General features: G+C 51.9%; 23 protein-coding genes. 3 read left to right on the plus strand and 20 right to left on the minus strand.

Annotation, left to right across the window (positions count from 1 at the left end; translation table 11 throughout):
• Window positions 1-2: 2 nt before the first annotated feature.
• The 4 genes from NST84_RS21060 to NST84_RS21075 all read right to left on the minus strand — a co-directional run bounded on the left by NST84_RS21060 (window position 3) and on the right by NST84_RS21075 (window position 5770).
• Window positions 3-926: an ABC transporter permease subunit gene (locus tag NST84_RS21060; RefSeq protein WP_039875399.1), complete on the minus strand. Its 924-nt coding sequence runs from the start codon at window positions 924-926 to the stop codon at window positions 3-5.
• A gap of 301 nt (window positions 927-1227) precedes the next feature.
• Complete coding sequence (locus NST84_RS21065) at window positions 1228-2517, minus strand: alpha-amylase family glycosyl hydrolase (RefSeq protein WP_342562104.1); 1290 nt, start codon at window positions 2515-2517, stop codon at window positions 1228-1230.
• Between the two features lie 404 nt (window positions 2518-2921).
• Window positions 2922-3974, minus strand: coding sequence for a LacI family DNA-binding transcriptional regulator (locus tag NST84_RS21070; protein WP_342566483.1), 1053 nt, complete (start codon window positions 3972-3974; stop codon window positions 2922-2924).
• A 188-nt stretch (window positions 3975-4162) separates the two neighbouring features.
• Window positions 4163-5770 (minus strand): extracellular solute-binding protein, encoded by a 1608-nt coding sequence (locus NST84_RS21075; RefSeq protein ID WP_342562105.1) that lies wholly within the window; start codon window positions 5768-5770, stop codon window positions 4163-4165.
• A 321-nt stretch (window positions 5771-6091) separates the two neighbouring features.
• On the opposite strand from NST84_RS21075, the gene NST84_RS21080 reads away from it, so the two are divergent.
• Window positions 6092-7834 carry a histidine kinase gene (locus tag NST84_RS21080; RefSeq protein ID WP_342562106.1) on the plus strand — a complete coding sequence of 581 codons (1743 nt, stop codon included), beginning with the start codon at window positions 6092-6094 and terminating at the stop codon, window positions 7832-7834.
• The gene (locus NST84_RS21085) at window positions 7831-9444 is read left to right on the plus strand and encodes a helix-turn-helix domain-containing protein (RefSeq protein ID WP_342562107.1); all 1614 of its coding nucleotides are present in this window, start codon (window positions 7831-7833) and stop codon (window positions 9442-9444) included. Before NST84_RS21080 ends, NST84_RS21085 begins: the two co-directional genes overlap by 4 nt.
• A gap of 380 nt (window positions 9445-9824) precedes the next feature.
• Here NST84_RS21085 and NST84_RS21090 read toward each other — a convergent pair whose 3' ends face one another.
• From NST84_RS21090 to NST84_RS21100, 3 genes are all read right to left on the minus strand, one after another.
• Window positions 9825-10016 carry a hypothetical protein gene (locus NST84_RS21090; RefSeq protein ID WP_342562108.1) on the minus strand — a complete coding sequence of 64 codons (192 nt, stop codon included), beginning with the start codon at window positions 10014-10016 and terminating at the stop codon, window positions 9825-9827.
• 72 nt (window positions 10017-10088) lie between these two features.
• On the minus strand, window positions 10089-11066 hold the full coding sequence (locus tag NST84_RS21095) for an SseB family protein (RefSeq protein WP_342562109.1): 978 nt from the start codon (window positions 11064-11066) through the stop codon (window positions 10089-10091).
• Window positions 11067-11561: 495 nt separating this feature from the next.
• Window positions 11562-12260, minus strand: a complete 699-nt coding sequence (locus NST84_RS21100; RefSeq protein WP_342562110.1) for a DUF4386 domain-containing protein — start codon at window positions 12258-12260, stop codon at window positions 11562-11564.
• A 71-nt stretch (window positions 12261-12331) separates the two neighbouring features.
• Between NST84_RS21100 and NST84_RS21105 the strand changes: the two genes are divergently transcribed.
• A complete protein-coding gene (locus NST84_RS21105) occupies window positions 12332-13198 on the plus strand; it encodes an AraC family transcriptional regulator (RefSeq protein WP_342562111.1) in 867 nt (288 codons plus the stop codon).
• 161 nt (window positions 13199-13359) lie between these two features.
• Here the strand turns inward: NST84_RS21105 and NST84_RS21110 are convergent, their stop codons facing one another.
• The 13 genes from NST84_RS21110 to pnuC form a co-directional block, all read right to left on the minus strand.
• Window positions 13360-13878, minus strand: a complete 519-nt coding sequence (locus tag NST84_RS21110; protein WP_342562112.1) for a GNAT family protein — start codon at window positions 13876-13878, stop codon at window positions 13360-13362.
• Window positions 13879-13890: 12 nt separating this feature from the next.
• On the minus strand, window positions 13891-14112 hold the full coding sequence (locus NST84_RS21115) for a hypothetical protein (protein ID WP_342562113.1): 222 nt from the start codon (window positions 14110-14112) through the stop codon (window positions 13891-13893).
• The gene (locus NST84_RS21120) at window positions 14088-14315 is read right to left on the minus strand and encodes a hypothetical protein (protein WP_342562114.1); all 228 of its coding nucleotides are present in this window, start codon (window positions 14313-14315) and stop codon (window positions 14088-14090) included. Before NST84_RS21120 ends, NST84_RS21115 begins: the two co-directional genes overlap by 25 nt.
• A gap of 17 nt (window positions 14316-14332) precedes the next feature.
• Window positions 14333-15175: a hypothetical protein gene (locus NST84_RS21125; protein WP_342562115.1), complete on the minus strand. Its 843-nt coding sequence runs from the start codon at window positions 15173-15175 to the stop codon at window positions 14333-14335.
• A gap of 20 nt (window positions 15176-15195) precedes the next feature.
• Window positions 15196-16071 carry a hypothetical protein gene (locus tag NST84_RS21130; RefSeq protein ID WP_342562116.1) on the minus strand — a complete coding sequence of 292 codons (876 nt, stop codon included), beginning with the start codon at window positions 16069-16071 and terminating at the stop codon, window positions 15196-15198.
• A complete protein-coding gene (locus NST84_RS21135) occupies window positions 16047-16358 on the minus strand; it encodes an SMI1/KNR4 family protein (protein WP_342562117.1) in 312 nt (103 codons plus the stop codon). Before NST84_RS21135 ends, NST84_RS21130 begins: the two co-directional genes overlap by 25 nt.
• 154 nt (window positions 16359-16512) lie before the next feature.
• Complete coding sequence (locus NST84_RS21140) at window positions 16513-17271, minus strand: ABC transporter ATP-binding protein (RefSeq protein WP_342562118.1); 759 nt, start codon at window positions 17269-17271, stop codon at window positions 16513-16515.
• A 9-nt stretch (window positions 17272-17280) separates the two neighbouring features.
• On the minus strand, window positions 17281-19599 hold the full coding sequence (locus NST84_RS21145; RefSeq protein WP_342562119.1) for an FtsX-like permease family protein: 2319 nt from the start codon (window positions 19597-19599) through the stop codon (window positions 17281-17283).
• Window positions 19584-20882 (minus strand): MFS transporter, encoded by a 1299-nt coding sequence (locus NST84_RS21150; RefSeq protein ID WP_342562120.1) that lies wholly within the window; start codon window positions 20880-20882, stop codon window positions 19584-19586. The genes NST84_RS21145 and NST84_RS21150 overlap by 16 nt, the downstream gene beginning before the upstream one ends.
• Window positions 20875-21540 (minus strand): TetR/AcrR family transcriptional regulator, encoded by a 666-nt coding sequence (locus NST84_RS21155; RefSeq protein ID WP_342562121.1) that lies wholly within the window; start codon window positions 21538-21540, stop codon window positions 20875-20877. Before NST84_RS21155 ends, NST84_RS21150 begins: the two co-directional genes overlap by 8 nt.
• 354 nt (window positions 21541-21894) lie before the next feature.
• On the minus strand, window positions 21895-22794 hold the full coding sequence (locus tag NST84_RS21160; protein WP_342562122.1) for an NUDIX domain-containing protein: 900 nt from the start codon (window positions 22792-22794) through the stop codon (window positions 21895-21897).
• A 33-nt stretch (window positions 22795-22827) separates the two neighbouring features.
• Window positions 22828-23835 carry an AAA family ATPase gene (locus NST84_RS21165; protein WP_342562123.1) on the minus strand — a complete coding sequence of 336 codons (1008 nt, stop codon included), beginning with the start codon at window positions 23833-23835 and terminating at the stop codon, window positions 22828-22830.
• A complete protein-coding gene (pnuC, locus tag NST84_RS21170) occupies window positions 23832-24509 on the minus strand; it encodes a nicotinamide riboside transporter PnuC (RefSeq protein ID WP_342562124.1) in 678 nt (225 codons plus the stop codon). The genes NST84_RS21165 and pnuC overlap by 4 nt, the downstream gene beginning before the upstream one ends.
• Between the last annotated feature and the right edge of the window lie 167 nt (window positions 24510-24676).

Consider the following 24676-nt stretch of genomic DNA (forward strand, 5'->3'; position numbering starts at 1 on the left):
TTTTACCACAGGCTGTTTTCGCTGATTTTTTTGGAAATCTGGTTGACGATGATCAGCAAAATAAAGTTAATGACGGTGTTAAACAGATTGACGGCCGACGAGAAGCTGTATTGGCTGCTGAGCAGACCGATTTTGTATACATAGGTGGACAGAATTTCGCTGGAGGTGGCGTTGAGGTCGTTCTGCATCAGGTACACCTTTTCAAAGCCAACCCCAAGCAGCCCCCCGACACGCAGAATGAGCAGCGTAACCGCTGTCGGCATCAGCATCGGAATATCGATATAACGCACCTTATGCCAGCGGCTCGCCCCGTCCACGGTTGCAGCTTCATATAGACTCGGATCAACCGCAGACAATGCCGCGATAAAAATAATGCTGTCCCAGCCGACATGCTGCCACACATCCGACCAGACGTACACGCTGCTGAACAGCGACGAGGAGCCGAGCAGATCGGGCGCTTCTTTGCCGAACAGGCTGAACAGGTTGCCGACCAGACCGGTGCTTGGCGACAGCAAAATGACCATTAGCCCGACCATGACCACGGTGGAGATAAAGTGCGGCATATACGAGACGGTCTGGAAAAAGCGCCGGAAGCGGTTCGGACGCATCTGGTTCACCATCAGCGCCAGGATGATCGGAATCGGAAAGGTTACGAGACTGTACAGGCTGATAATCAGCGTGTTTTTAATCGTATTCGAGAACTGATAGGAATTAAAAAACTTCTCAAAATATTTGAACCCCGCCCACGGACTCTCCGTAATCCCCAAAGCCGGGCTGTAATCCTTAAAGGCAATAAGTATCCCGTACATCGGTTTATACGCGAACAGCAGCGACAGCACCACCGCGGGCAGCAGCAGCAAATACAGCCCCCAGTTTCTTTTCACCGCCATAAGCGTCCCCCCGGAACTGGCTTGACCGGATCTCATGAAATCCCCTCCTGAATGTGTTTATCTGTTTAAGTACCTAAATTATATCTTTAAGGTCCCGGCGGCTGCCGGACCTAATGGGTGCGTTAACCGGACTTTTATGATGGGTGTAAAAGCCTCCGGGCTGCACGGTTTCCCGGGCAGCGGACCGGTATGCGCAATGCGGACTTTCACTGCTGTTATCCGGACTTTCGGCTTGGCGGGCAGCAGGACAGTATTGGACTGCTGACGGATGCAAAAAAAACCGCCGGGCAGTGTCTGCTATCCGGCGGTATCTCCAAACATATTATGTTTCGCGGGTTTACACCTGCTCTATAATGACGGGCCGGCCGGCACAGAATAGCTTGCCGCCGCCATAGACCGTGACCTCGCTGCCGTCGATCAGGCTCTGGTAGCTTCCATCCGGCAGGCCGGTGTCTGCTTCGGCTTCCCTGCCCTTCAGGCTGAATACGCCGGCCAGCTTCCGGCTGCCCCAAGTGTATGTTCCTGTTACGATGTCCTCTTCCTCTACTGCATGCAAATGGCAGATGCCCTCTGACATGATCTCCTTCTGTTTAATAGAATAAAGCGCAGCGAACAGCCAGGACAGGTCCGTTCCGGTATCCCAGCGGACCGTATCCTTGTCGAACAGGTCGGGGCAAACGGTGTTTGCTGTTTCCTGACCGCCGTAGATCAGCGTCATGCCTTTCTGGAAATACAGGAAGGCCGTCCAGTTGATCAGGCTCTGCTCATCCGGAATGAGCGCTTTAGCCCGAGGCCGGTCGTGATTTTCCAGAAACCGCAGCTTAACGTAGTTATCCGTATACAGGTACTCCTGGGCGTTCATGTTCTCTACGTAGCTCGCAAGCGTAATCTCTCCGGCCAGATAACCGCTGTAATACGGATAGACATCGTAGTCATAGCAGGCATCAAATGCCTGCAGCGTTTCCGCATCGCTGAGCCCGGTCAGGCCGAGCGAACGCAGGAGCATAATGAAATCCGGCTCGATGGATTCAGCGAGCCACAGGCAGCCGGGATTGACCTCGCGGACTTCGTTCACGGCCCGCTCCCAGAACGCCAGCGGCAGCAGCGGGGCAACATCGCAGCGGAAGCCGTCGACGATGCCTGCCCACCTCTTCAGCGTCTCAATCTGGTAGTCCCACAGCTTCGGGCAGTTATAGTCGAGGTCCACAATATCCGCCCAATCTCCGGCTTTATTGCCGAGCTTCCCTTCCGGCGTTCTATAGAAAAATTCGGGATGCTCCTTCACCAGCACCGAATCCGGCGAGGTATGGTTGTACACCACGTCGATGATGCATTTCATCCCGTGCTCATGGATCGCGCCGACCAGTGACATGAAATCCTCCAGCGTACCCAGCTCCGGGTTGATCTCCCGGTAGTCCTGGTTGGCGTACGGGCTGCCTAAGCCGCCTTTGCGCTCGGCCGTACCGATTGGATGGACCGGCAGCAGCCAGATAATGTCTACGCCAAGGCTGCGGATGCGCCCGAGATCGCGCTCCACCGCGCGGAAGGTCCCTTCCTCACTGTGATTGCGGACGTACACCGAGTACACAACACTGCTGCGCAGCGATTTTGAAGTATGCTTTGCCATTTCTGTTACACTCCTACTCCTATAGATAAATTGTATTTAAGGCTGGCTGTTGAGTTGAGCGGCTTAGTTAACTTGTTAGACATCGTGGTGCTATGTGGGAGTTAGGTGCAATGTGAGAGCTTGATGCTATATGGGAGGTTGTTGCGTAACCGTGTGTTGAGTAACCAATCTTTGGCCGGGTAAATTGAACTAAGTGGATTTTCGTCACCTAATTCTTCATCAAACAACGATATTAGTAATCTAGTTGGAAAAATGGCACTTAAATATGCCGAATTCGCCTACCCGCGGGATAAATCACCGAAACAAGTAGCATATTTCCACTTAGTTGCTTTCAAAAGTGAACATCGATACATTTAAGTGTCGAAAATCCAACTAAAATCCACCGCCCCCTCCTTTCAGAGTAACTATCCGCTCAGAACCGGCCGGCGTAGAACAAACTGGGCCACACAGCCTGCGTCCCCTCCCGGGGCAGGCTGCTGAATCCGCCGCTGGATGCTCCCGATCAGCAGCTCCGAAGCCATCGCCCCCATCTGCGCAACACTCTCGTCCGGCATACCGGGAAAAGGTACTACCGCTGCCGGCATTGCACTGGCACCCTCACTAGTACGCTCCCGGCCAACCTCCGCCAGTCCCGTACCCCCGTTATCTGCCTTATGCTCACCTGTTATCACCAGACTACTATTCCCACTATCCACTTCTTCCCGGCCAACCTCCGCCGGTCCCGTACTTCCGCCATCTGCCTTATGCTCAGCAGTTATCACTAGACTACTACTCCCACTATCTACTTCTTCCCAGCCAACCTCCACCAGACTCGTTCTCCCGCCATCTGCCTCGTATTCTCCAGATATCACCAGATCATTACTCACACTCCCGCCATCCCCAGCCAGGCTGTTACTCTCACCACCTGCGCTTTCCCGGCCCACCTTCGTCTGACTGGCGCTCCCGTCATCCGTTTCATACTGATCCGCCGCCATCTCACCTCCGCTGCCCGCCGCCGGCCCATCCTCCACCAGCACGAACGGATAGCCCTCCTGCCGCAGGAAGCCCACAACCGAGCTGCTCCGGCGGGCGGAGAGCAGGATGGCCCCATCGGCCCGGCCGCCCTTCAGCAGCCGGGAGACGGACTCCAGCTCCCCCTGTTCCCCATCGCCGGAGGCGAGCTGGATGTCGTAGCCCAGCTTGCCGGCACCGAGCACAATCCCCCGGATCACCTCCATAAAGTAGAGGTTGGCCGGCCATATCTCTGCCATGTCCGGCAGCAGGACACAGATGCAATGGGTAGTCCGCGACACCAGATTTTGCGCGATAATATTCGGCGTATAGCCCAGCTCCTCCATCGTCTGCCGGACTTTACGGGAGGTCTCCTCGCGTACGTTGGCATGACCTGACAATACCCTGGAGACGGTGGACACGGAGACGCCCGACCGGCGGGCCACCTTTTTCATCGTAACGGTCATAGACACTGCAATCAGCCTCCTCTCCAACACCACTCTCTCCACTTTCATGCCTTTAATAGCACTCCTGCTGTGTCACTCTTCCCTGTTTTCAATCTGCTAGCCTGCTCTGATGAGGGTTGCCGACCGGCCAACTCCCACAGACAATCCCGCCCCGCGCAACGGATTGCGCGGGGCGGATGACAAGCGGATTATTTTACACTGGTATAACGGCTGTAGGCTTCGGTACGGATCTTGAGCAGCTTGTCGAGCCCCATGTCGTTCAGCTGCTTCACATAGGCATCCCAGCCCTCATCAATATTGCCCTTGCTGATGAATTGGGCGCGCATCGTGTTCACATAGGAATCAATGTCGGTGGTAAGCGTCGGCAGCTCCTCGAACTCCTCGGCGGTGTACATTACGTTAGGGAACGGCTCAGTCACATACTCGCTGCCCAGCTTATCAAGCTGCAGCTTCAGGCCGTCACCGGATTCTGTGCTCAGCACGATCTTTTTCTCAAAATCCGGGCTGACATATTTCGGACCGAAGTCACGCAGCGACTGCTCCCAGTACCAGGCATCGGCGCTGGTTCCGGCAGGAGGGTCCATCAGCGTATAGGTGCCGTCATCGTTCTTCTGGATAACCGTACCGATTGCGCCCCAGAAGTTCTGGATGCTCGCTTCATCGGTGTAGAACTGGTCCGCCCAGCGTGCGGCGATTTCCGGCGTTTTGCAGGAGGAGGTGATCAGGAACTCGTTGCGGGCCAGGTTCATCCCGTTCGGATTGCCGATCGTGTAGCGCTTGCCGTCCGGTCCGGCGATTGGCGGAATCGTTACGTACTGCTCGCCCCATTTGCCGAATACCGCATCCGGTGTCCACTGGTAGGAGAAGCCCACTACCGGAGCATCAGGGTTCTGGAACTTGGCGGATCTCATCGTGTCGTCCTGGGTAAACAGCTCTTTGTCGAGCAGGCCTTCGGTGTACAGCTTATTTTCCCATTTCAGGCCTTCCTTATATTCCTCCGAGGTCGGATAGTATACCGCTTTACCGTCCTTCACCAGCATGTTGTTGTTGTTGAGGTCGGCGATGCCGAACGGACTGATCAGGTCATTGCTCACTTCAATATACGGAATCTCATCCGCCTTGCCGTTGCCGTTCGGGTCCTGCTCCTTGAACGCCTTCATTACGTTGTACAGCTCGTCGATGGTCTCAGGAACCTTCAGGCCGAGCTTGTCGAGCCATGTTTTGTTGATAACCGGCTGGCGTGAGCTTTTTGGACGCGATGGCAGTCTGGCCGGCAACGAGTAGATTTTACCGTCCGGGAATGTGCTGATCTTTTTCATATCCGGCGTCTCTTCCATAGCAGCCTTGAGGTTAGGCATATACTGGTCGATATAGTCATCCAGCGGACGGAAATAGCTCAGGTTGTTCACGATATCGGAATCAGAGAAGGTCTGATCCCCGATCACCACATCCGGCAGCGTGCCGCTGGCCAGCATGATCGATTTTTGCTCGCCCCAGTCGTTGGAGGACATGACCTGCCAGTCGATTTTTACATTCGTATTCGTTTCCAGATCCTTCAGCCACTGGTTTTGCGTGAACGTGTCGCCCATGCTGCCCCAGCGCACAGTCAGCACCTTCAGTGTTACCGGCTCACTTACAATCGGCAACCCTTCCTTATTGAAGCTGCTTGTATCACTGTTAACAGCATTGTTCTCCCCGTTACCGCCGCCGCAGCCCGCGAGTCCGGCAACCATTACGGCTGCCAGCAGGCCGGTTGTCAGCTTTTTGGCTGTCCTGTTCTTACTCCGTTTAACCATGTATTACTCCCCCGTTTCTTATATGTGCTTTCGCTTTACATGTCTAATCATAACGGCTCGCCGCTTTGCATTCCGGACGCTTTGCGGCCGTTATTCGGACCTCTGGCGCACATCTGCCTGTTTTCCGTACACGGATCTTCCCGCCTGGCCCCTTTTTCATAACACTTTCCAGACCTTTGATAGCGCTTTCCGGACTTTGCGGCAAAACGTCTCTCTGTACTTATGTTTTTTTCGGGCAAAGGTTTTATAATGTTGATGTTACCTAAATAAAACGCATTCATTGTTGAAATCGCGCAGAAAGGGACCGGTACGTACCCAGCCATGACCAAAAAAACAGCAGCACCCAAGCCGCTTCCCATCCGCCACTATGTAAGGGTTATGATCCTGATTGCCGTCATTGTCCTCATCGCGGATCTCATCATCAGCTTTACATCCATTATTATCGTCAGGCAGCAGTCGACCCGCTATCTCAAGGATACGGCGGCCCTGTACATTAACCGGATCAATCATGATTTTGGCTACATGAACCACTATATGGGCTGGACACTGGCCAATGACGAGACGCTGAACACGATGAACGCCTACCGCATCAACAGCATTGAATTCCTCAAGTCCAACGAGAATCTGCACAAAAAATTTACCGAGCTGCAGAAGAACTACGGACAGGAATATCATTTTTTCTACTATTTAAAAAATCAGTCCTACTTCCTGAACTGTGCGCCGATCAGCGTGAACTATCCGGACTATCTGGAGCTGAAGCGGCAGATCATCTCTATTATTGATGACAAGGAGGTGTACGAAAAATTCTATTCCAAATGGACGCCTATTCTTGTAAACGGCAAATACTACGTCATTAACATCGTCCCGTACTACAACCGCTATCTGATCGGACTGATCTCTGCCGACAACCTGATCCGCCCGCTGCGCGAGATTAATCTGGGGGAGAGCGGCTATGCTTCGCTCGTGGATGACCAGGGCACCGTGCTCTCCAGTCCCGTATCCAACAGCGGCAGGGCGGTTCGGGGTGAGGGCCGCTTCTCCCTGCTCCAGCAGCCGCGCACCACGATCAGCAGCGAGTTTCTGAATACAACGTTCAGTGCGAACATGGTGATCAAGTTCGGGGCTTTTGAAAAAATCATGATCGCCCAGCTCCTGATCGTTCTGCTGTTCTTCATGGTGATCTCGTCGCTGTCGATCATTATGATCTTTTTCAACCGGAGGGTGCTTGGACCGATCCAGAGCTTCTCTGAGAATCTGGCCCGAATTAATGAAGAAAGCCAGCCGGCAGACTACAAGGGCAGCAAAATCATCGAGCTCGAGCAGGCCAACTCCCAGTTCAAGGATCTCGTCCAGCAGATCAAAACGTTCAAAATCGCCATGTACGAGCAGGAGCTGGAGAAGCAGCAGATTCAGCTGGATTATATGAAGCAGCAGATCAAACCGCATTTTTTCCTGAACTGCCTGACCAGCATTTACAGCATGGCTCAAATTCAAATGTATCAGGAAATTGAGGATATGGCGATGACCACCTCGAAGTATTTCCGTTACCTGTTCCAGAACGGGGAGAACTTCGTGCCGCTGGCGAGCGAGATCGAGCATGTGCAGATGTATCTGGAGATACAGAAGCAGCGCTACCGGGATGCCTTCAGCTATCAGGTGGAGCTGCCGGAGGAGGCCAGGACTGTAAAGATTCCGCCGCTTGTCCTGCAGACTTTCATTGAGAATTCAGTGAAATACGCCATCTCCCGGGAAAATGAAATGCAAATCACGCTCACTGTGCAGCGCAGCCAGCTGGAGGAAGGAATTGCCGGTACGCGGATTGAGCTGTCGGACAACGGGCCGGGATTTCCGCCGGAGGTGCTGGAGAAGCTGCAGGGCGGACTGCCGCTGGATCAGACCAAGGGTACGCATATCGGCATTATGAACACACTGAAACGGCTGGAGTATCTCTATTACAATCTGGCCGATGTTACTTTCACCAATATCCCCGGCAGCGGCGCATGCATCACGTTACACCTGCCCGATCTTCCGGAGCCTGCAGCAGAAAGGAAGTTAGATCTATGAATATTTTGCTGGTAGATGACGATTATTACGTAATTGCCGCCCTGCAGAAAAAAATCGGCTGGACCCAGCTGGGCATCGAAACCGTATATACCGCAAACAATGTGGCCCAGGCACGCGAGATTCTGGAAAAGCATCCTGTGCAAATTCTGATCTCCGACATTGAAATGCCGCAGGGCAGCGGCCTGGAGCTGCTGGCCTGGATCAGGGAGCAGAATCTCAGCATACAGGCAATTCTTCTGACCAATTATGCCGATTTCAACTATGCCCAGAAGGCGATCGAGCTGCAGAGCTTTGAATATTTCCTCAAGCCGATTGAGTTCGACAAGCTGATGCTGATCATCCAGAAAGCCGTTGCCCGCGCCAAGGAGCAGCAAAGCAATGAGGAGGCGATTATCGGGGGTTACTTCTGGGAGAAAAACCAGTCCAAAAACCTCGAGCATTTCTGGCGGAAGCTGGTCAGCAGCAGCACCACCTCACCAGTGAAGCAGGCGGAAATCACCCGCGCCATCGGGGAGCAGAATCTGTCCTATCAGATGGGCGATCTCATTCAGCCTGTCTTGTTCAACGTCTTCCCCCATAACGGCAGCATGGGCAAGGAAGAGAAGGATCTGTTCGACTTCGCGCTGCTGAACGTGCTGTATGAGCTGCTGCAGCATCCCGGCTACACGGTTCAAAGCATTCTGGAGGTAAAAGAGTACAACTGGATCGCCATTCTCAAATGGAACGAGCCGCCGCTGGACAATGCCTTGCTGCAGACAACCGGAGCTTCCTTTATCCAAAAGGCGGTGCCTTATCTGAAATGCGATGCCTGCTGCACGATCGGCCTGACGGGGGAGCTGCAGCAGGTCGGCAGCAGCCTGAAGCAGCTGCAGAGCTTAGACGGGGAGCTGACGAGATGCCGCAACCAGACATACCTTGTAGAGAACGATCTGTGCCAGCCGGAGTCCTCCTATACTCCGCCGGATCTGGCCCAGCTTGAAGAGCTGCTGAACCAGAACAAGCTGGCTGTTTTCCTGGAGGAGGCGATCTGCTATCTGCGCTCCATGCTAAGCTACAAGTCGCTGGACACTTCGGTGCTCGGCCTGTTCCGGCTGGACATGGTGCAGCTGGTGTACTCTTTTCTCAAGCAAAAAGGCATACAAGCCCACAAGCTGTACGCCGGCAAAACCAATGACAAGCTGCTGCTCCACTCCCTGCACTCCATTGAGGATATGGAGGAATACCTGAAGTACCTGGTCAACACCGCCATGGAATACCGCGACTTCGCCGACCAGCCCAAATCCATTGCCGAGGAGATCAAGCAGTACATCCACGAGCACTACGGGGACGACCTGACCCGCAACGATCTGGCGGAAATCGTCTACCTCAATCCGGACTATCTGGCCCGGCTGTTCAAGCGCGAAACCGGCATCTCCCTCGGCAGCTACGTCATTCAGGTGCGCATCGCGGCTGCCAGACATCTGCTGGAAACGACCAGCCTGTCCGTCTACACCATCGCCAGCAAAACCGGCTACTCGAACTACTCCTACTTCTCCAAGCTGTTTAAGCAGGAGGTCGGCTTGTCGCCTAATGAGTATAAGAAGGAGCATCAGCCGCATGGGGTGGGTTAGGTGTGGCGGGGATAGATTAGGGAAAATTAAGAGCGGCAGTCCGGGATTTTGGGTCCGGGGCTGCCGCTTATTTGCTGTGTACGATAAAGGTACCTGGGTTAGCTAAACAGTGAGGTCGGAAGGATCGGGGCGTCTTTTTTGGGGATTTTTGCTGCGACAAGGTTCCCCCTCCGCATTTAGTTGGATTTTCGTCACTTAATTCCGCTCTTTTTCTAATATTCTAATAACTAAGTGGAAAATCGCCACCTAATATAGCTCCAAACCCCCTCCAAGCACGAAAATAGTAAAATTAAGTTACCTTTTTCCAACTAGATTTTCAAAAAGGCGGTTAGCCTCAGAATTAGGTGTCGTTTATCCACTTAGTTTGTTCAGCAAGCCCCTCATTCAAAAATCCACTTCTCCGGAGCTCCCTTAGAGGGAACATCTTCTATATTCAAGGCATTGTGTCTGCGGTAATATGCTGTTTTAGAATCACCGTTATATTCATATTCGATTATAAAGTAAATGCCTCCCACATGATCTTTCTTAAAAGGGGTTTTCTCCACTGCAATTTTTCGAATATCTGTAACCACTCCACCCTGGGCTTCTTATTATTCCTATCTTTCAAGTGATTCTTCATCAGCCTGTTCCTCTCTGCGCTCAAACTAAGCATCCCGCTCCCGCACATACTCCGCAACCATCCGCTTGTTCTTCTCATCCAGCCGGAAGCCGATGCCCCGGAAGTTGATCACGGCACCGCCCATGCTCGCAGACAGCGCCACAATATCCTCATACGTAGCGACATTGCCACCCCAGACGGTTTTATCGTAGCCTTTTTCAAATTCGGGCCAATCTGTGAATACCGGCAGCCATGGCTCACCGTCCTCAACACCGAGAGAAGCAAACTGAATAACCGTTCCCTGCTCTAATGTCTTCTTACCCAGCTCATCCGGGGCTGACGGCTGCTCCTCTTTAATCTGCATCGGTACCAGAAACTTTGCCTGAACGAGCTCATCCAGCATCCGGGCTTCCGCTGCCCGCAGAATCTGGCTTTTGCCTGCATATTGCTGCCGGGAGTATATGGCCTGGAAGAAGCTCAGCATCGCATGCTGCAGTCCCGGATTGCTTACAGGAATCTGGATCTCCGGCGTTCCGCTCCAATCCGGCGGCGGCAAAAGCTCGTCCCTGGCAACCACAACCGTACGCTGTCCGTTATCGACGAGAAGGTTACGGATACCTAGCAAATGAAGCTCTGACAGCAGCCTGCGGATGTCCTCTCTGCCAATCTGTTTCATTTCCAGCTGGATCATCTGCTGCAGATAATAGTCGGCTGCATTCGCTGCGAACCTTTCCTGCGAGAATACCCATACCTGATCATTCACCCCAATAAAGGGATAATTCGTGTGGACATCATACGCGATATATAAATGCTCCGCATTCAGGACAGCATTTTTAATTGCCTCAAAAAGCCTCTGTTCATCCAGATGCTCCTCCCCAAGAACCCTGCCGTCCGCCGAATTACGGGCAGATTGAAGCAATCCAATCAGGTCCTGGATCGTAAGTCCTTCGGCAGCTTTCATCGACATCGCAGACACAGCATGAATATTTCCTTCCGGTCCGCCGTTGTTCCGTTCATTGTTCATCTTCAGGTCTCCATTTCATTTACAGGATATGGGTATCGCTTGTTATATTAATACACTAACCAAAGTCTGCTTACGCAGCATTCACATTGTTATACATAGGTAAAATTAAACAGCGGCCGCCAGGACAGGTTAGTGTCATTAGCGCCGCTGCAACAGCTCTTCATCGGGTTTTCTCTTAAGGAAGTCGTCTCCGGTACAGTCGATGTTTACACCGCCATGTTTGACCACTCTGGTCAGTTCTGCCAGCTCAGCAAAAGCAAGCCGTCCGGTGCCGGTTCATGATATCCGGGTAAGCGTACACCACAGAGGTTTCCATCACCTGAAGGACAAACATCTCCGTGTTGATCCAGTTATATTTCATACACACCTCTCCTTGTACACATGCATGGCGGTAGCTCTAGCCAACTTACCATCCATTATTTTACATACGGGAGAGTTATGGCATCAAGGGAGAGTTTGGTTATAATCATCTATCTCAACAAAAGCGCGTACCACTCACCTCTGCTTTAGCTGTTCAAGCTTCCCGCGGTCGAACCCCTTCACTATTAGCCATACTGCCAGACTCATTTCATACACGCCTACAGGCAGGGCAATCAATCCTTTTACCGCAGACATAGGCTCTACCCATCCGAACATTTCCAGCTGCCCGGCAATGAATACCAGTACGGCAGTAACCATACCGAACAGCGCCAAGGGTCTCGGGACGAGTCCCGTTCTGAACAGCAGATAGCTGTAAATTACCGTATTCACACCTAGCATGAAATTGGGACCCAGCATTGAGGTCCAGCGGTGAAACGCCTGCAGCATATAGCCGAGGTTGCCAAGATTGTCTACACTTTTCAGGCTGCCGGCCTCATAATGGACACTAAGCTGCAATAAACCAAGTATACTAACCACACCTATCGCAATCAGCACAGCCTCCATAAACCGGAAGCATAAATAGGCCAGTGCCAGATGTTCATTCCAGCGGCGGAGATACGGGAACAGCATCACTGCTGTACCCACTGCGGTCAGCACAAGCAGAAGATCGTTGATGACTCCGAGCAAAACCTTTGTTTTGAATCCGTCTGCTACAGCCATATACCATTGTTCCGACAATACCGGCTCATATGAGATTACGGCGATGATTGAAGTAACCGCTGCTACGATATAAAAAATCCCGATAATGATTCCATTTCTTCTGTCCTGTGTCATATGCGCTGCCTCCTGTAAGTGTACTTTTAATTTATTGCGGTTTTCATTTCAAAACATAAGCGGGGGTTACTATGGACCATTATGAAGTCATCGAGCGTGCATTAGTCCATATTGAGGACAATTTAGACCAGCCTTTGTCAGTAGAGTCGGTAGCGGATCGCTTCAACATGTCAAAATACTATTTTCACCGGCTTTTTTCGGCCGTCACAGGCTCTTCTCTAAACAACTACATACTTTCCCGCAGACTGAACGCTTCCGTAGAACTCATCCAGTCCGGCAGATGTTCACTGACCGATATTGCCTACCAGCTCAATTTCGGAGCCCAGTCCTCCTTCACCCGCGCTTTTAAAAGACAATTCGGGATCACTCCCAGTGCTCTTAAAGCACAAGACACAAACATTTCTCTAATTCCAATTCCTCAAGTAGTTAAAAGACCCCTAAAAAACATCAACGGCGATGTCGTAACCGACTTCACCCTGACCGAGCTCGAATCCATCCGGGTAACGGGGATTGCCTTTGAAGTGGATCTTGCTGAAGATTACAAAACACAGATCCGCTCGCACTCGGCACAGCTGCTGCAGGCTATTGATACCACGGTAAAAGGCCCTTGCTATGTTATCTATTCCAACTGTCAGCCTGACTCCACCCGTTTCAAGGTGCTGTTCGGCATTCCGGCTGACCTCCAGCTTGAGGGGCCTTTTTATTTCACCATTGATGTACCACAGCTCTTCTGTGCCAGATTCAAGTATTCCGGTGATCTTCTGGATATTGGCGACGTCCTCAAAACGGATTATGCCAGATTTCTCAAGATCTCCAGGCAGGAAACCGAAGACTCCCATATCGAGCTCATCCAGGCGTTTGATGATGTCCACAATCTCCAATCCGCCTACCACATCTATGCACCTGTCAAAAAATTGCCGATTGATTCGGTGTCCTGACCCCTCCTGCCTGCTGTAATCGTTGCTTTGCTAAATCCAAAATAACACAGGTGCTGAAGCTCCACTTTTCAAATCTTGCTGTAATGACAAAAGGCCCTCTATCACTGCCGGACAGGCAGGATAGAAGGCTTATTCAGCTTCAAGAGACAGCATTCACTCATTTAATTGTTTATCTTCTTGCTCAGCCATTCTTGCTCCAGAATCCCCATCTCCCACAGATTCCAGAATGCGTTGCCGACTTTGCGTGCTTCCCGGAACATGCCTTCTTTTACAAATCCCGCCTTCTCGTAGCAGGCAATGGCCGCATGGTTAAAATCAAATACACCAAGGCTGACTCTGTGTACTTTCAGCTGCCCGAATGCGATATCCAGAACCTGCCGGATCATCTGCTGTCCAATGCCAAGCCCCTGTAAATGTTTGTTTCCTACGATTACCTTCCCTATTCTTCCTGATTCATTTGACGGGTCCAGTGTTAAACTGATATGTCCGATAACCTCGTTATTCTGCTCATACACCACCCGGTAGCTTAGTGTATCACTGTTGATATAATGCTCTAATTGCTGATCCGTTAAAGGGTAGCTGAACGTTTTCCCTCCCCACTGCACCATAAACTCCGGCGAATCAATCCAGGCAATCAATTGCTTAAAATCACTGCGTTCGAACGGCTCCAGTCTGATCACAACGTTCCCTCCCTAATGGTATTGGCCCGAGACATGCTCATCGGTGTCCTGCAGCATTTTGGCAAGCAGCACAATCTGTCCGGCGTGATAACCATAGTGAGCAGATACCTGGACAAGCAGACGGCCAATGGTTCTTGTATCATAAGTTTCGCCGGCTCCGGCAGCACTGCGGTACATCCGGTTCCAATCTTCCTGTTCATAGCGGATAATCACCTCGCGGGACAAATCGTCCATTGAGACAGCAGACAATACCCGATGGCGCTGACAAAGTTCTGATATTCATTGCCTGCCAGATGCAGACAGAGGTTGCCGATACTGTTCATGGAGTCCTTCGTTTTGGTCCACACCAGCTCATCGTTTAACAGTTTCAGGCTCTTCTCAATCCGCTCAAGCTGCTTGTTCATATCCTCTATAACATACTGGATTAGCTCGATCACAAGAATGCCTCCCCTTTTCAGTCCGCATAATACTCTTCAGTAACCTGCATTTTCCCGTCAATCCGTTCCGCAACAGTAATATGCGCTTTGCTTTCTCCCGTACTATCGTCAGGTTCACTATAGGTTGTTTTTACTGATCTTATCAGGGTAATCTGTCCATCCTCCCACGCAAAATACTCTTCATTATATCCATTGGGACTTCTGTTGCTGGAAATGAGCTCCTGTGCCTGAGGATCAGACTCTACAAAGCTAAACTCGCTTAACTCCTCCAGCACCGGATTGCTGACAAACCTACCCTGTTCATTATCCCAAAACCAGTAATAATGCGGAGCATTCAGCGAAGTCCCCCCTGTTTCCTTCCACAGGCTAATATCCAAATATCCGTCGAAATTCCAGTCATCCAGCGCAAAACCATAGTTAGTCTGCGTTATGTCGGGGATTTCTGTTTCCTGAAACTCCAATTCCTGATGGTATGCTAACGCACTGTTATTAACAATTATGGATTGAACCTTGTTGTATCCGTCCTTTAAATAATATTTTGTTTCATCAGCCGTTAAGCCATAGCTTTGGACCGTTCGTCCCTGAATTTGAAAAGAAAACGCTGGCTTATCCGCACTGATCGGCTGCTTTACCGTATACTCTATAGGCTTCACAATGTCCTCAGGGAGTTCACCGCCAAAATAATCATAATACTCCGGCAGTGTATATTTTTCACTGTCTCCATTGTCCGCCGGTAGAGCTGCTTCGCTTTCAGCTGGCGTACTATTATTGACTTTTTCAGGTGTTTGAATGCTATTGCTGCTGCAAGAGCAGGTAATCAGCAACAACGCAGCTATTATTAACGCTCTGATGCCCTTCATTCCTTCCACGTAAACTAGCCTTAATAAGAGTTAAGATTAAAATATTTGCTGAAATCATCACCTATTGTATCTATTTGTTCTATCGAGGTTGCCTCAAATATCGTGAACCCGCTGATATTACTCCTGAAACGTTCCGGGAGCCCGCTATATCTCGATGCATCTACACCGATTTCCCGCAGACCCAAGCAATTTTGAAGAATGGATAAATCGCCAACCGGATAGGTAAACTCCTCAAGCTTGCTCAATTCCTCCAGAACAGTCATCTCCGATTCATCTTCCGCCCGGGTGTCTGCTCTGAAAGTCTTCAGATTCTTTAAATCTTTCATAAATCCAAAATGGGGGATCGTCACCTTTTTGAGCTCCAGCTTTTTCAATTTCGTAAGGTTTGAAATGTAGCTTAAATCGCCAGCCGCGAAGTCTTCAAGGCATAATTCCGTCAAGTTTACTAGCTCTCCTATTGTTTTACTGTCAAATGATTCTATCAAAATTAATGCAAGGGATTTTAATTTTGGGATGCTCTTCAGTTTATGTACATTCTTTAATGTTAATCTTACCAGAGTCAGTTTTCTTAAATCCTCCAGACAAGCTAAGTACTCCAGATCTGACTCTGTAAAAGAGGATCCGCTGATTGCCAGCTGAGTCAGACCTGTCAGCTTCTTGAGTACTTCGTAATTTGCAATGTTATCGGCATGCGTAATAAGTTTCTTAAGGTTAGGCATAAGAGTCAAAAACTCCAGTGACACTGACTCGTATCTTTCCGCAAGATAAGGAAGGATCATTACGCTCTTCTGTTTGCTCAACGTTTCTGCAGAAATACAGCCATCTTCAAGCTTATCTGCAAAATGCTCCGCCCAGTATCCGCTAACCGGGATCAGGCTGTTTGGCTCGTTCTCCATGGCCCCTTTCTATATCCTCCTTCCTTCACAACATCCGGTTTGCCTGAAATCATATTCAGACTTGAATTCTGGCGTCCTCTCCAGTATCCCGTTATAGATTGCAGATCCATCCAGGTAAATCCGGTCATGACGCCCATAACCTGATCTCCCTCGCCGTTATGCTTCATATACAGTTTTCTAAAATCATCCGGAAACGGAAACCCGATTTCTTTCTCGGCCTCCATGATTTCCGCTTCCTCCACTCCCGGATTCAGCAGCTCCTCAACCTCCGGTATGTATGCTTTCAAAGCTTCAATCAGGCTGCATTCTCCATTTCCATAAAATAACGGCATATAACAGCCCCATTCCGCAAAGGTAGATTCTATTAGAACAAATCCAATATATCACATAAAAACCAAAGACCCATCAATCTTTTTCAGAATGAAGGGTCCTTCCATTTGTCTATATCCCCAGCTCCCGCATCCGCAGCACAACCCGCTCCATCCGCTCCTCAAGCTCTGTTTCCCTGAACTTCGGCAGCCGCATTTCGCTTACGATCTGTCCGTCGCACATGAACAGAATGCGCTCCGTCCTGGCGGCAATTCTGGCGTCATGGGTGACCAGCATTACCGCAGTCCCGGCCTCATTGATCTCAGCAAACAGGCTCATGATGCCCTCGGCTGCCTCCTGATTCAGCGCTCCGGTCGGCTCGTCGCCAAACAGGATCTGCGGACTGCCCAGCAGTGCCCGGCAAATGCCAGCCCGCTGCAGCTGGCCGCCGGATACCTGGGTGATGTCCCGCTTTTCGAGGCCTTCAATGCCGGTCTTTTTCATGAGGGCTCTCGCCCGCTCCGTTATCCTCTTCACGCTCTTTCTATGATCACGCATCGCCGGAAGGATGATATTATCCAGCAGATTCATATTCTTCAGCAGCGTCGGCTGCTGGAATACAAAGCCCATCCGTCTCCGGCGCAGGTCGGCCAGCTCATTCTCTTGAAGGGCTCCAAGCTCCCTGCCGTCAAAAAACACCCGCCCGCCGTCCACCGTGTCCATTCCGCTCACCGCAAACAGCAGCGTCGATTTACCCGAGCCCGATGGCCCCATCACCGACACGAACTCTCCCTCGTTAATGCTCACAGACACTCCGTCAAGCACCTTGCGGCGTTCTTCGCCCTGACCGTAGACTTTTTCGATCTGGTCAGCTGCTATAATCTTCTTCATGTTTCGGATCTACTCCTTAATATAGCCGGATATGATGATCTTCCCCGTACCCGCTGTGCCGATTATAGTGGCGATAAGCACCACGCCGGCCAGCAGCAGCGGACTGAGCAGGTATGCCGCAAACGGATCGACCACGAACTTGAACGAGGCTGCGCCGAACGAGCGAATAAGCGCACCCGACAGCCCCTCGCCGAGTGTGTTGGCCAGTGCTGTCCCGAGTACAATTCCAATTACTAGCACTGCTGCCGCACGCGCAAAGTACTGCACTTTTAGGTCTGCATCAGTAAACCCTAGCGACTTCATGACGGCGATGAGATACCGGTCTTTGGCTACCAGCAGGCGGATAAACAGCACCGTAACCAGTACGCTGATCACCAGCATCATTACAATGGCAATGCGGGAGGCTGTACCGACAGAGCTTATGGTCGAGCCGAAGGTCTTCGTAACATACTCATCAACACCGGATACTTTGGCAAAAGAGAACCGGTCCCCATACTCCCCCGCTTTGCTGGCGACAAGTGTCTTATCCTCAAGCTCCGCATAAATAACGGACCACATTACGTCTGCAGACTGGCTGGCAAAAGCGGCCTTGGCCGTCTTCCCGCCGTTGGTAACGTCCGAGTAGGTACCGCATACCGTCAGCTCCAGCGTCTGACCGCCGGTCTTCAGCGTAATGACATCACCGGGCTGTTTGCCGAGCTCATCGGCGTTCATCACGGACAGGGCGATTTCACGGTCAGCCGCAGGCGCTCTGCCCTTGGCATATTTGACCGGGAAAATGGAGTGGTCGCCAAGCTCAATCTTGAGCCTTTCCTCCGTGCCGTCCTCCCTCAAAGCAGTAAAGCTCTCCGAAGCAAGCACGGCGTATTGAGAGATAGAAGGGTCCTTCTCCATAACCGCGGCCACCTCTGCAGCTTTGGCGGCGATATTGTCCGTCTGCTGGATATCGAGGCGCAGATCACTGTTGCCTACGCCCATGTAGGTGATGAAGCTTTTGGCAGAAATCGTGTTGTAAAGGTTCCGGGGTACGGTGATGACGAATGACGCAATGATGATTACTGCAAGCATGGTCGCGTACAGGCTTTTTCTGGCGAGCACATCTTTGACTCCGAGAAAAACATTCGTGTTCAGCAGCCGGTTCGCACTCAGCCGCAGCTGCTTTGCTCCCCCCGATTTGTCCTGCACAGTGCCGAACCGTACCGCTTCTGCCGCAGAAATTCTGCGGAAACGTCCCAGCACCCCGTTCACATAACCAGTAACGGCAAGGAACACAAGCACGACTCCTGCCAGTCCAAGCAGCAGGGTCAACGACGCTTTTTCGTTTCCGCCCATGTACAGCCGGATATTGTCCAGCAGCATGCCCCTGAACACCAGTGAAAGGGCGTATCCCAGAACACAGCCGAGGGCAGCAATACCCGCATATTTGGCGAGATACAGCTTCTTGATGTCCGATATGCGAAGTCCAATAGCCTTCATGACGCCGATTTCGCGGGTATCCCGTTCGATGGTGGCCAGCAAGGTAAACCGGATGCACATAAAAGCGATGGCAACCACAAGCACGCTCACCAGCAGGATAATGGCAATCATCAGTCCATCGGACATGGCGTTGAGCATTTTGAACAGAGGGTAGGTAATCGTGGGGCCGCCCGCTTCAAGTCCTGCCGAGGTGTAATCATTTTTAAAGTCACCAAGCATGGATAAATCCTTTAGCCTGAATTCAATCAGATACTCGGTGCTGCCAGAGGGTTGGATAGCGGTGTAGTCATGTTCGCTGACCAGAAACCTTTTGGAGGAGGCCAGCAGGGAATTCATTTGGGAATCGCGGAGAAACCCGGCCACGGTCAGTTCTTTTCCGGCAATTATAGCGGTATCTCCGGCCTTCGCGGTTCCGTCCTTCATATAGGCGATTGGCACATACAGCTCCCCGTCAGCAGGTGTGATCACCTTCCCATCCAGGCCCAGCAGGTAATCAAATTTGCTGCTCTGTGTGCTGAACCCGTTGTCCTGGACATTGTCCGCGAGCGACTTGCCGCCGATGATGATCCGGGCATTTTCCACATTCACAAACTCAAGTATCTGATAAGCTTCAACCTTGCTGTTCTGCCCGGCAAAAGCTGTAAACCGGTCCCGGTCCAGCTCTCCTGAATGCATCTGCATGAAATGCGGCGTTTTCGCCTGCGTCATCAGCGTATCAATGGCTCCTGTTAGATTGACGGTCAGAACGGCCGACAGGGAGACAAGCATGGCAGCGGCGGTGACGAACAATAGAGTGGTCAGTGTGATTAGTTTGCCGGCGCGCATGTCGCCCCGGATTATCCTGTAGAACATAGGTCACCTCCGGTTTCCAGCTTTTTAATGGATTTCAGGTTATACAAAATAATCGCAGCCGCACTTAACAGCAGCCCTGCGATGATAATCAGAAGCCCGATTCCCCGGCCGCTGCCTGTACCGGTAATCCGGCCCACACTGCCCGCAAGCAGCCCGCCGTCTGTCAAAAGCGGAGTGAACACACGGTCGGCGAGCACGCCTGACAGCATATAAGCGGCAATAAAGCCCAATTGTGATACTAACCCGATCAGTGACCAGGCCCGGCCCTGCACGGCATTGCTGATGTTCGTCCGCAGCAGGTAATCCAGGCTGGTATTGGCAAACGGCAGAGCAGCAAAAAAGAGAAACCCGGACACGCCAAGCAAAAGCACATTTTCACGGAGCCCGAATACCCCCATACATAGTCCTCCGCAGAACAGGGACACCGCCAGGATTTTGACAAAGTTCTTTTTGAGCGGGAGCAAGCCAATGATTATACTGGATGCCAGCATCCCCAGAGCTATGACAGTTTCAAGCGTTCCAAGTGCAGCACTATCGGCAAAAGCCAGAATCATCGGCATCGACAGCGTCTCAATAAAGCCGAGACAAAAGGTCATGACAGAGGTCATCATGACCAGCATGAGCACGCCTCTGCTTGCGGAAACCGCGCTCCAGCCTTCTTTTAGCTCACGCGTAAAAGACCCTCTCTGCTCTGACAGTTTGGAAGGAAGCCCCCTGCGGACAGCAAGCGTTGAAGCAACGGTGACAAAAAAAGTGCAGATGTCGATGACCAGCAGCAGCTTCACATCCGACACCAGGAGCAGATAACCGGCAAGCGCCGGGGAGATAAGGTATTTGGCCGAGCCGGCCACCTGGACGAAACCGCTCGCCCGGGTGTACTGCTCCTCCGTCAGCAGATCCGTCACTGTTGCTTTGTACGCCGGATCAAGCAGTGAGGAAAATACCGAGCTAACGGTAACTCCCAGACAGATCTGCCAGAGCTGCGCTTCACCGCTAAGCAGACAGATTAGAATGTAGATGAGCCCGGTTGCGGACAGGCTGTCGCCCAGCATCATTAGCAGTCTCCGGTCATAACGGTCCGCGAGCACGCCGGCAACAGGACTTAACAAGAGCGAGGGCATAAAGGCAAGCAGAGTAACCATGGCCATCGCAGATGCCTGCCCGGTCTGCTGATACAGGTATACCCCGAGCCCGAACGCGGTAAGACCGCTGCCAACCGCCGAAATCAGCTGTCCCGACCACAGCAGCATAAATTTGCCGAAGGCTTTTTGCGGATTACTCATTGCCCCGCTCATCTCCCCCGTTACCGCCGAACGCCTGCATTACACTTATCAGACTCCCTTCCTCAGCCCCGAGCAGCCGCTCCACATTGGCAATAAAGGCCAGGATGCGCGACATGCGAACCTCTTCGGTCATCTCAACCATCTCCTCATCAAAAATGGTGTTCGCATAAATGATGATCATCTCCATGCTCTCATACGGGTACGGTGTGTTAAAAATCCCCTGCTGGATGCCTTCACGGACAATGGGTGTCAGGATCGGCGGCACGCCGTTAACAATGATCTTCTGAATCTTCTGATGCATCAGCGCGTTTTGCGGCCGGTGGATGTGCTCCATAATCTCCTTGCTGCTCTCCCCGCCGTTACCGCTGCTGATGTTCATAGCCATAACGGTACGGAGTATCCGTTCGACCACGGGAATGGCGGTGTCCAGGGCAATGGCCTGCGCCGCCCCCAGCATCTTGCTGCTGTAGCGCTCAATCAGCGCATCCATAATATCTTCCTTCGACTTAAAGTGATGATACAGCGTGCCCCGGGCAATCCCGACCTTACTCAGGATATCGTTGGTGCTCGTTCCGTCGAACCCCTTCTGCCCGAACAGCTCATCGGCGGCATCGAGGATTTCATTTCTGCGCGCTTCCGCTTCTTTTACGATTCTCATGGTTGGCTCCTTATGGGGTGGTGGGATAGTTAGATTCGAACACTCAACGCTTACAGACCGACTGTCTGTCGGTTATATGGTAAATAATAACACATAGTTGGATAGAGGGGAAGGAGGAATATGCGGAGAATTCGACTGATGCATGATTCAAAATCATTTAGTACTCACGGAGCCCCCTACGCGATATACCGCCATTGTAATGCTCCAAACGCCCAAGTGTTCAAGTGCTAATACTGGTTAACTGTATTCCATGCAACTAAAACCAGCTAAAATCCGGGTCTGCACCATATAAGTGCAGTTAATCCCGTTTCAGCAGAAAAAAGCGGCTTTTGAAGTGTATAAAGTGCAGCTAAGTTAATTCTCCGGCGTGACCTCCCAATTTCTCCGGTACAACCGAGCACCAGCGTGTCCCGCATCATCCGGGTACTCAGCTGTCTCAACTACAAGCCCCTCCACCTTGCGCTCAAACTCATCCGCCGGCAGCTCCTCGCCCAATATTCCTTCATACACCTGCTGCAGCTCCGGCAAGGTAAACTGCTCCGGCATCAGGTGCAGCGCGATATCGCTGTCCTGCGTCTGCTTCCGCAGCCGTTCAACGGCACAGGCAATGATCTTGGCATGGTCAAAAGCAAGACCGTCATTCATTTGCACAGAGTAGGCAACGGACTTCGAATGCAGCCTGGCCGTGACAGTCCGGCTTATAACCGCCTTCAGCTCTTCCCCTCCGTTACTGAGTTTAAGCTCATACGTCCATGCTTGAACGTATCCTTTATCCAGCCGCTCCTTATGCTCCGCCAGCTTGCGGTAGCTCACCTTGAACCAGGCAGCATCCTGGGCATCATCTCCTGGCTGTACCTGCAGCCGCCCGCTGCTGAGCAGTGCCATATAGCTGCAGCTTATCACCCAGGTGCGCGGGTCCCGCCCGACATCAGAGTAGACTCCCAGCTGCTCCAGGTAAACATCGTTCAAGCCGGTCTCCTCGCTCAGCTCCCGCGCAGCAGCCTGGTCTGCCGTCTCGTCCGGCTGGACAAAGCCGCCCGGCAGCGCCCATTTTCCGAGAAAGGGATGTCCTCCCCGGCGGATGAGCAGGAGGCGCAGCTCTTTTTCCGGAAAGCCGCGATCTTCCCCCTGCCCCGCATCCGCGACCGCAAAAATCACCATATCTGCCGCCACCGAAGGCCGCTCATAATCCCCTGCCCGGTATTGCTCCAAAAACTCACACTCCGTAAGTCCGTTACGATCCACCATTTCCACTGCCGCTGCCCCCTCATTCATCTAATACCACTACTATACCTGTCCGCCAAAAAAATTGCTGTAAGGCTTGAATGAAGCCAGCACCTCATCTACCCTGCGCATGCGCTCTTCCAGACTCCCCCTGAGCGTGATATACGGAATCCGCCGTGCCTGTAAATCGGCAATGATCTGCTTATGAAACACATGCCGCTTCTGGTCCCCGCTGCGGTCCCACGTATCATCGTAAGGAATATCGTCGTCGCACAGAAAAAACAGATCATACCGCTGCGCATTCTCCAGAGCCAGCCGGGTCAGCAGCTCCGGTGCCTGCCCGTGATAATCCAGCGCATACATATAGGTCGTGATCGCATTCGTATCGGCAAACAGATACCGGTCCGCCGCAAGCAGCGCCTGCTCCTCCCGCTCTATATGGCCGGCTGCAATTTCGTCAAACGCCGTAAGCCCGATGCGGCGGTCCACCTGATGCTCTGTCCAGTAATCGCGGCCGTATTCACTGGCATAAGCGGTCCGGTACTTCCGGGCCAGCGCTTCGGTAATGGTGGATTTGCCGGTGGACATTGCTCCCACAAAGACGACCTTCGTAATTAAATCCCGGTACACGAGATCACTGACATAATCCCGGTACTTATAAGGATCGGAGCGGACCATCGTGGCCGATACCGGTACCTTCACGCGTGCTTCATCCACCCGCCGGTCTGCCGCACCAAGAGCGATGCTCATATGCTTACCGTAGAACTCGCTGGAATAAAAGCGGGTTATCTGCTCACCTTGTAACAGTCCCAGAATATACTGCTCCTCGCGGATCTCATGCTCCCTGTCGTCGGAATAGCCGTCAGGACCGTCCCAGGCTTCAATGACCCGGACCGCCGGATACAGCTTGCGGATCCAGCCCGCCCGGATGTGCAGCGGAATAGGCGATACCGCCGTTTCATAGATCACCACAATGAGCTCATCCACCTCTCGCAGCGCCGTTTCGATCATATACTGATGCCCTTTATGCAGCGGGGCAAATTTGCCCAGTGTCAGTCCAAGAGTCTTCATGCCAGAGCCTCCTTCGCACCTTTGTTCCAGTTATAGTAGCCGTAAGCCGCGTTGAGCAGATAGGCGCTCCACATGACGATCATCAGCGGGCCTTCGCCGCTCCCCTCCGATGTCCGGATTGCCCACAGCAGCACTGTGAACATATTCAGCACAATATAGACCAGCCACTGCTCCTTGAATCTGCGTACCATCAGGATCGTTGCAACAACCGACAATACAGTAGTCAGAGCATCAATATAAGGCGAGTTCTGCCCGGGTATGAACGACAGGCCGCAGCCTAACAGCAGGAACCCGGAGATACAAACTGCCCCAACCAGAAGGATGCCCTTAACCTCCATCTGACGCATCGCCAGTGTACCGCCCTGAAAATTCTTACGCCACATGTAGAAGCCGACAATGTTCATCGGGACAAAAAACAGCAGATTCAGCAGCACTTCCCCGAACAATCCATTAACATAGGCCAGATACGCATAACCGAATGTATTATACATCCCGAACACATAGCTCATCAGCTTTCCCTTCGCCGTAAGCACCACACACAGTATCCCGGTGATAAATACCGTAAAGCCAAATAATGAATCCTTGGACAGAAATGTGAAAAGTACCCCTATTGCCGAAAAGACAATCAGCCAGACGATTTCAAACCACTTCCAGTTTCCCGTAACTTTACTCATGCTGCATCCCTCCATTTTCTCTGCTTATCCTGAGCTCATTACATATTAACCATTTGATAATTACATTATGTTAATATCAACTTAACAGAGTCTCCGGCAGAATGCAAGAAGGAATTTCCAGTGCTTTTTCGTGACAGCTTGCAGGCAAAACAAAACGGCCCCCATCC

This window comes from Paenibacillus sp. FSL R7-0345 (assembly GCF_038595055.1).
Classification (GTDB): Bacteria; Bacillota; Bacilli; order Paenibacillales; family Paenibacillaceae; genus Paenibacillus_AQ.

Bases quoted from the DNA above. Each gene is read 5' to 3' on its own strand.
- NST84_RS21060 (WP_039875399.1), bottom strand. From the start codon at position 926: ATGAGATCCGGTCAAGCCAGTTCCGGGGGGACGCTTATGGCGGTGAAA.
- NST84_RS21065 (WP_342562104.1), bottom strand. From the start codon at position 2,517: ATGGCAAAGCATACTTCAAAATCGCTGCGCAGCAGTGTTGTGTACTCG.
- NST84_RS21070 (WP_342566483.1), bottom strand. From the start codon at position 3,974: ATGACCGTTACGATGAAAAAGGTGGCCCGCCGGTCGGGCGTCTCCGTG.
- NST84_RS21075 (WP_342562105.1), bottom strand. From the start codon at position 5,770: ATGGTTAAACGGAGTAAGAACAGGACAGCCAAAAAGCTGACAACCGGC.
- NST84_RS21080 (WP_342562106.1), top strand. From the start codon at position 6,092: ATGACCAAAAAAACAGCAGCACCCAAGCCGCTTCCCATCCGCCACTAT.
- NST84_RS21085 (WP_342562107.1), top strand. From the start codon at position 7,831: ATGAATATTTTGCTGGTAGATGACGATTATTACGTAATTGCCGCCCTG.
- NST84_RS21095 (WP_342562109.1), bottom strand. From the start codon at position 11,066: ATGAACAATGAACGGAACAACGGCGGACCGGAAGGAAATATTCATGCT.
- NST84_RS21100 (WP_342562110.1), bottom strand. From the start codon at position 12,260: ATGACACAGGACAGAAGAAATGGAATCATTATCGGGATTTTTTATATC.
- NST84_RS21105 (WP_342562111.1), top strand. From the start codon at position 12,332: ATGGACCATTATGAAGTCATCGAGCGTGCATTAGTCCATATTGAGGAC.
- NST84_RS21115 (WP_342562113.1), bottom strand. From the start codon at position 14,112: ATGGACGATTTGTCCCGCGAGGTGATTATCCGCTATGAACAGGAAGAT.
- NST84_RS21125 (WP_342562115.1), bottom strand. From the start codon at position 15,175: ATGAAGGGCATCAGAGCGTTAATAATAGCTGCGTTGTTGCTGATTACC.
- NST84_RS21130 (WP_342562116.1), bottom strand. From the start codon at position 16,071: ATGGAGAACGAGCCAAACAGCCTGATCCCGGTTAGCGGATACTGGGCG.
- NST84_RS21140 (WP_342562118.1), bottom strand. From the start codon at position 17,271: ATGAAGAAGATTATAGCAGCTGACCAGATCGAAAAAGTCTACGGTCAG.
- NST84_RS21145 (WP_342562119.1), bottom strand. From the start codon at position 19,599: ATGTTCTACAGGATAATCCGGGGCGACATGCGCGCCGGCAAACTAATC.
- NST84_RS21150 (WP_342562120.1), bottom strand. From the start codon at position 20,882: ATGAGTAATCCGCAAAAAGCCTTCGGCAAATTTATGCTGCTGTGGTCG.
- NST84_RS21155 (WP_342562121.1), bottom strand. From the start codon at position 21,540: ATGAGAATCGTAAAAGAAGCGGAAGCGCGCAGAAATGAAATCCTCGAT.
- NST84_RS21165 (WP_342562123.1), bottom strand. From the start codon at position 23,835: ATGAAGACTCTTGGACTGACACTGGGCAAATTTGCCCCGCTGCATAAA.
- pnuC (WP_342562124.1), bottom strand. From the start codon at position 24,509: ATGAGTAAAGTTACGGGAAACTGGAAGTGGTTTGAAATCGTCTGGCTG.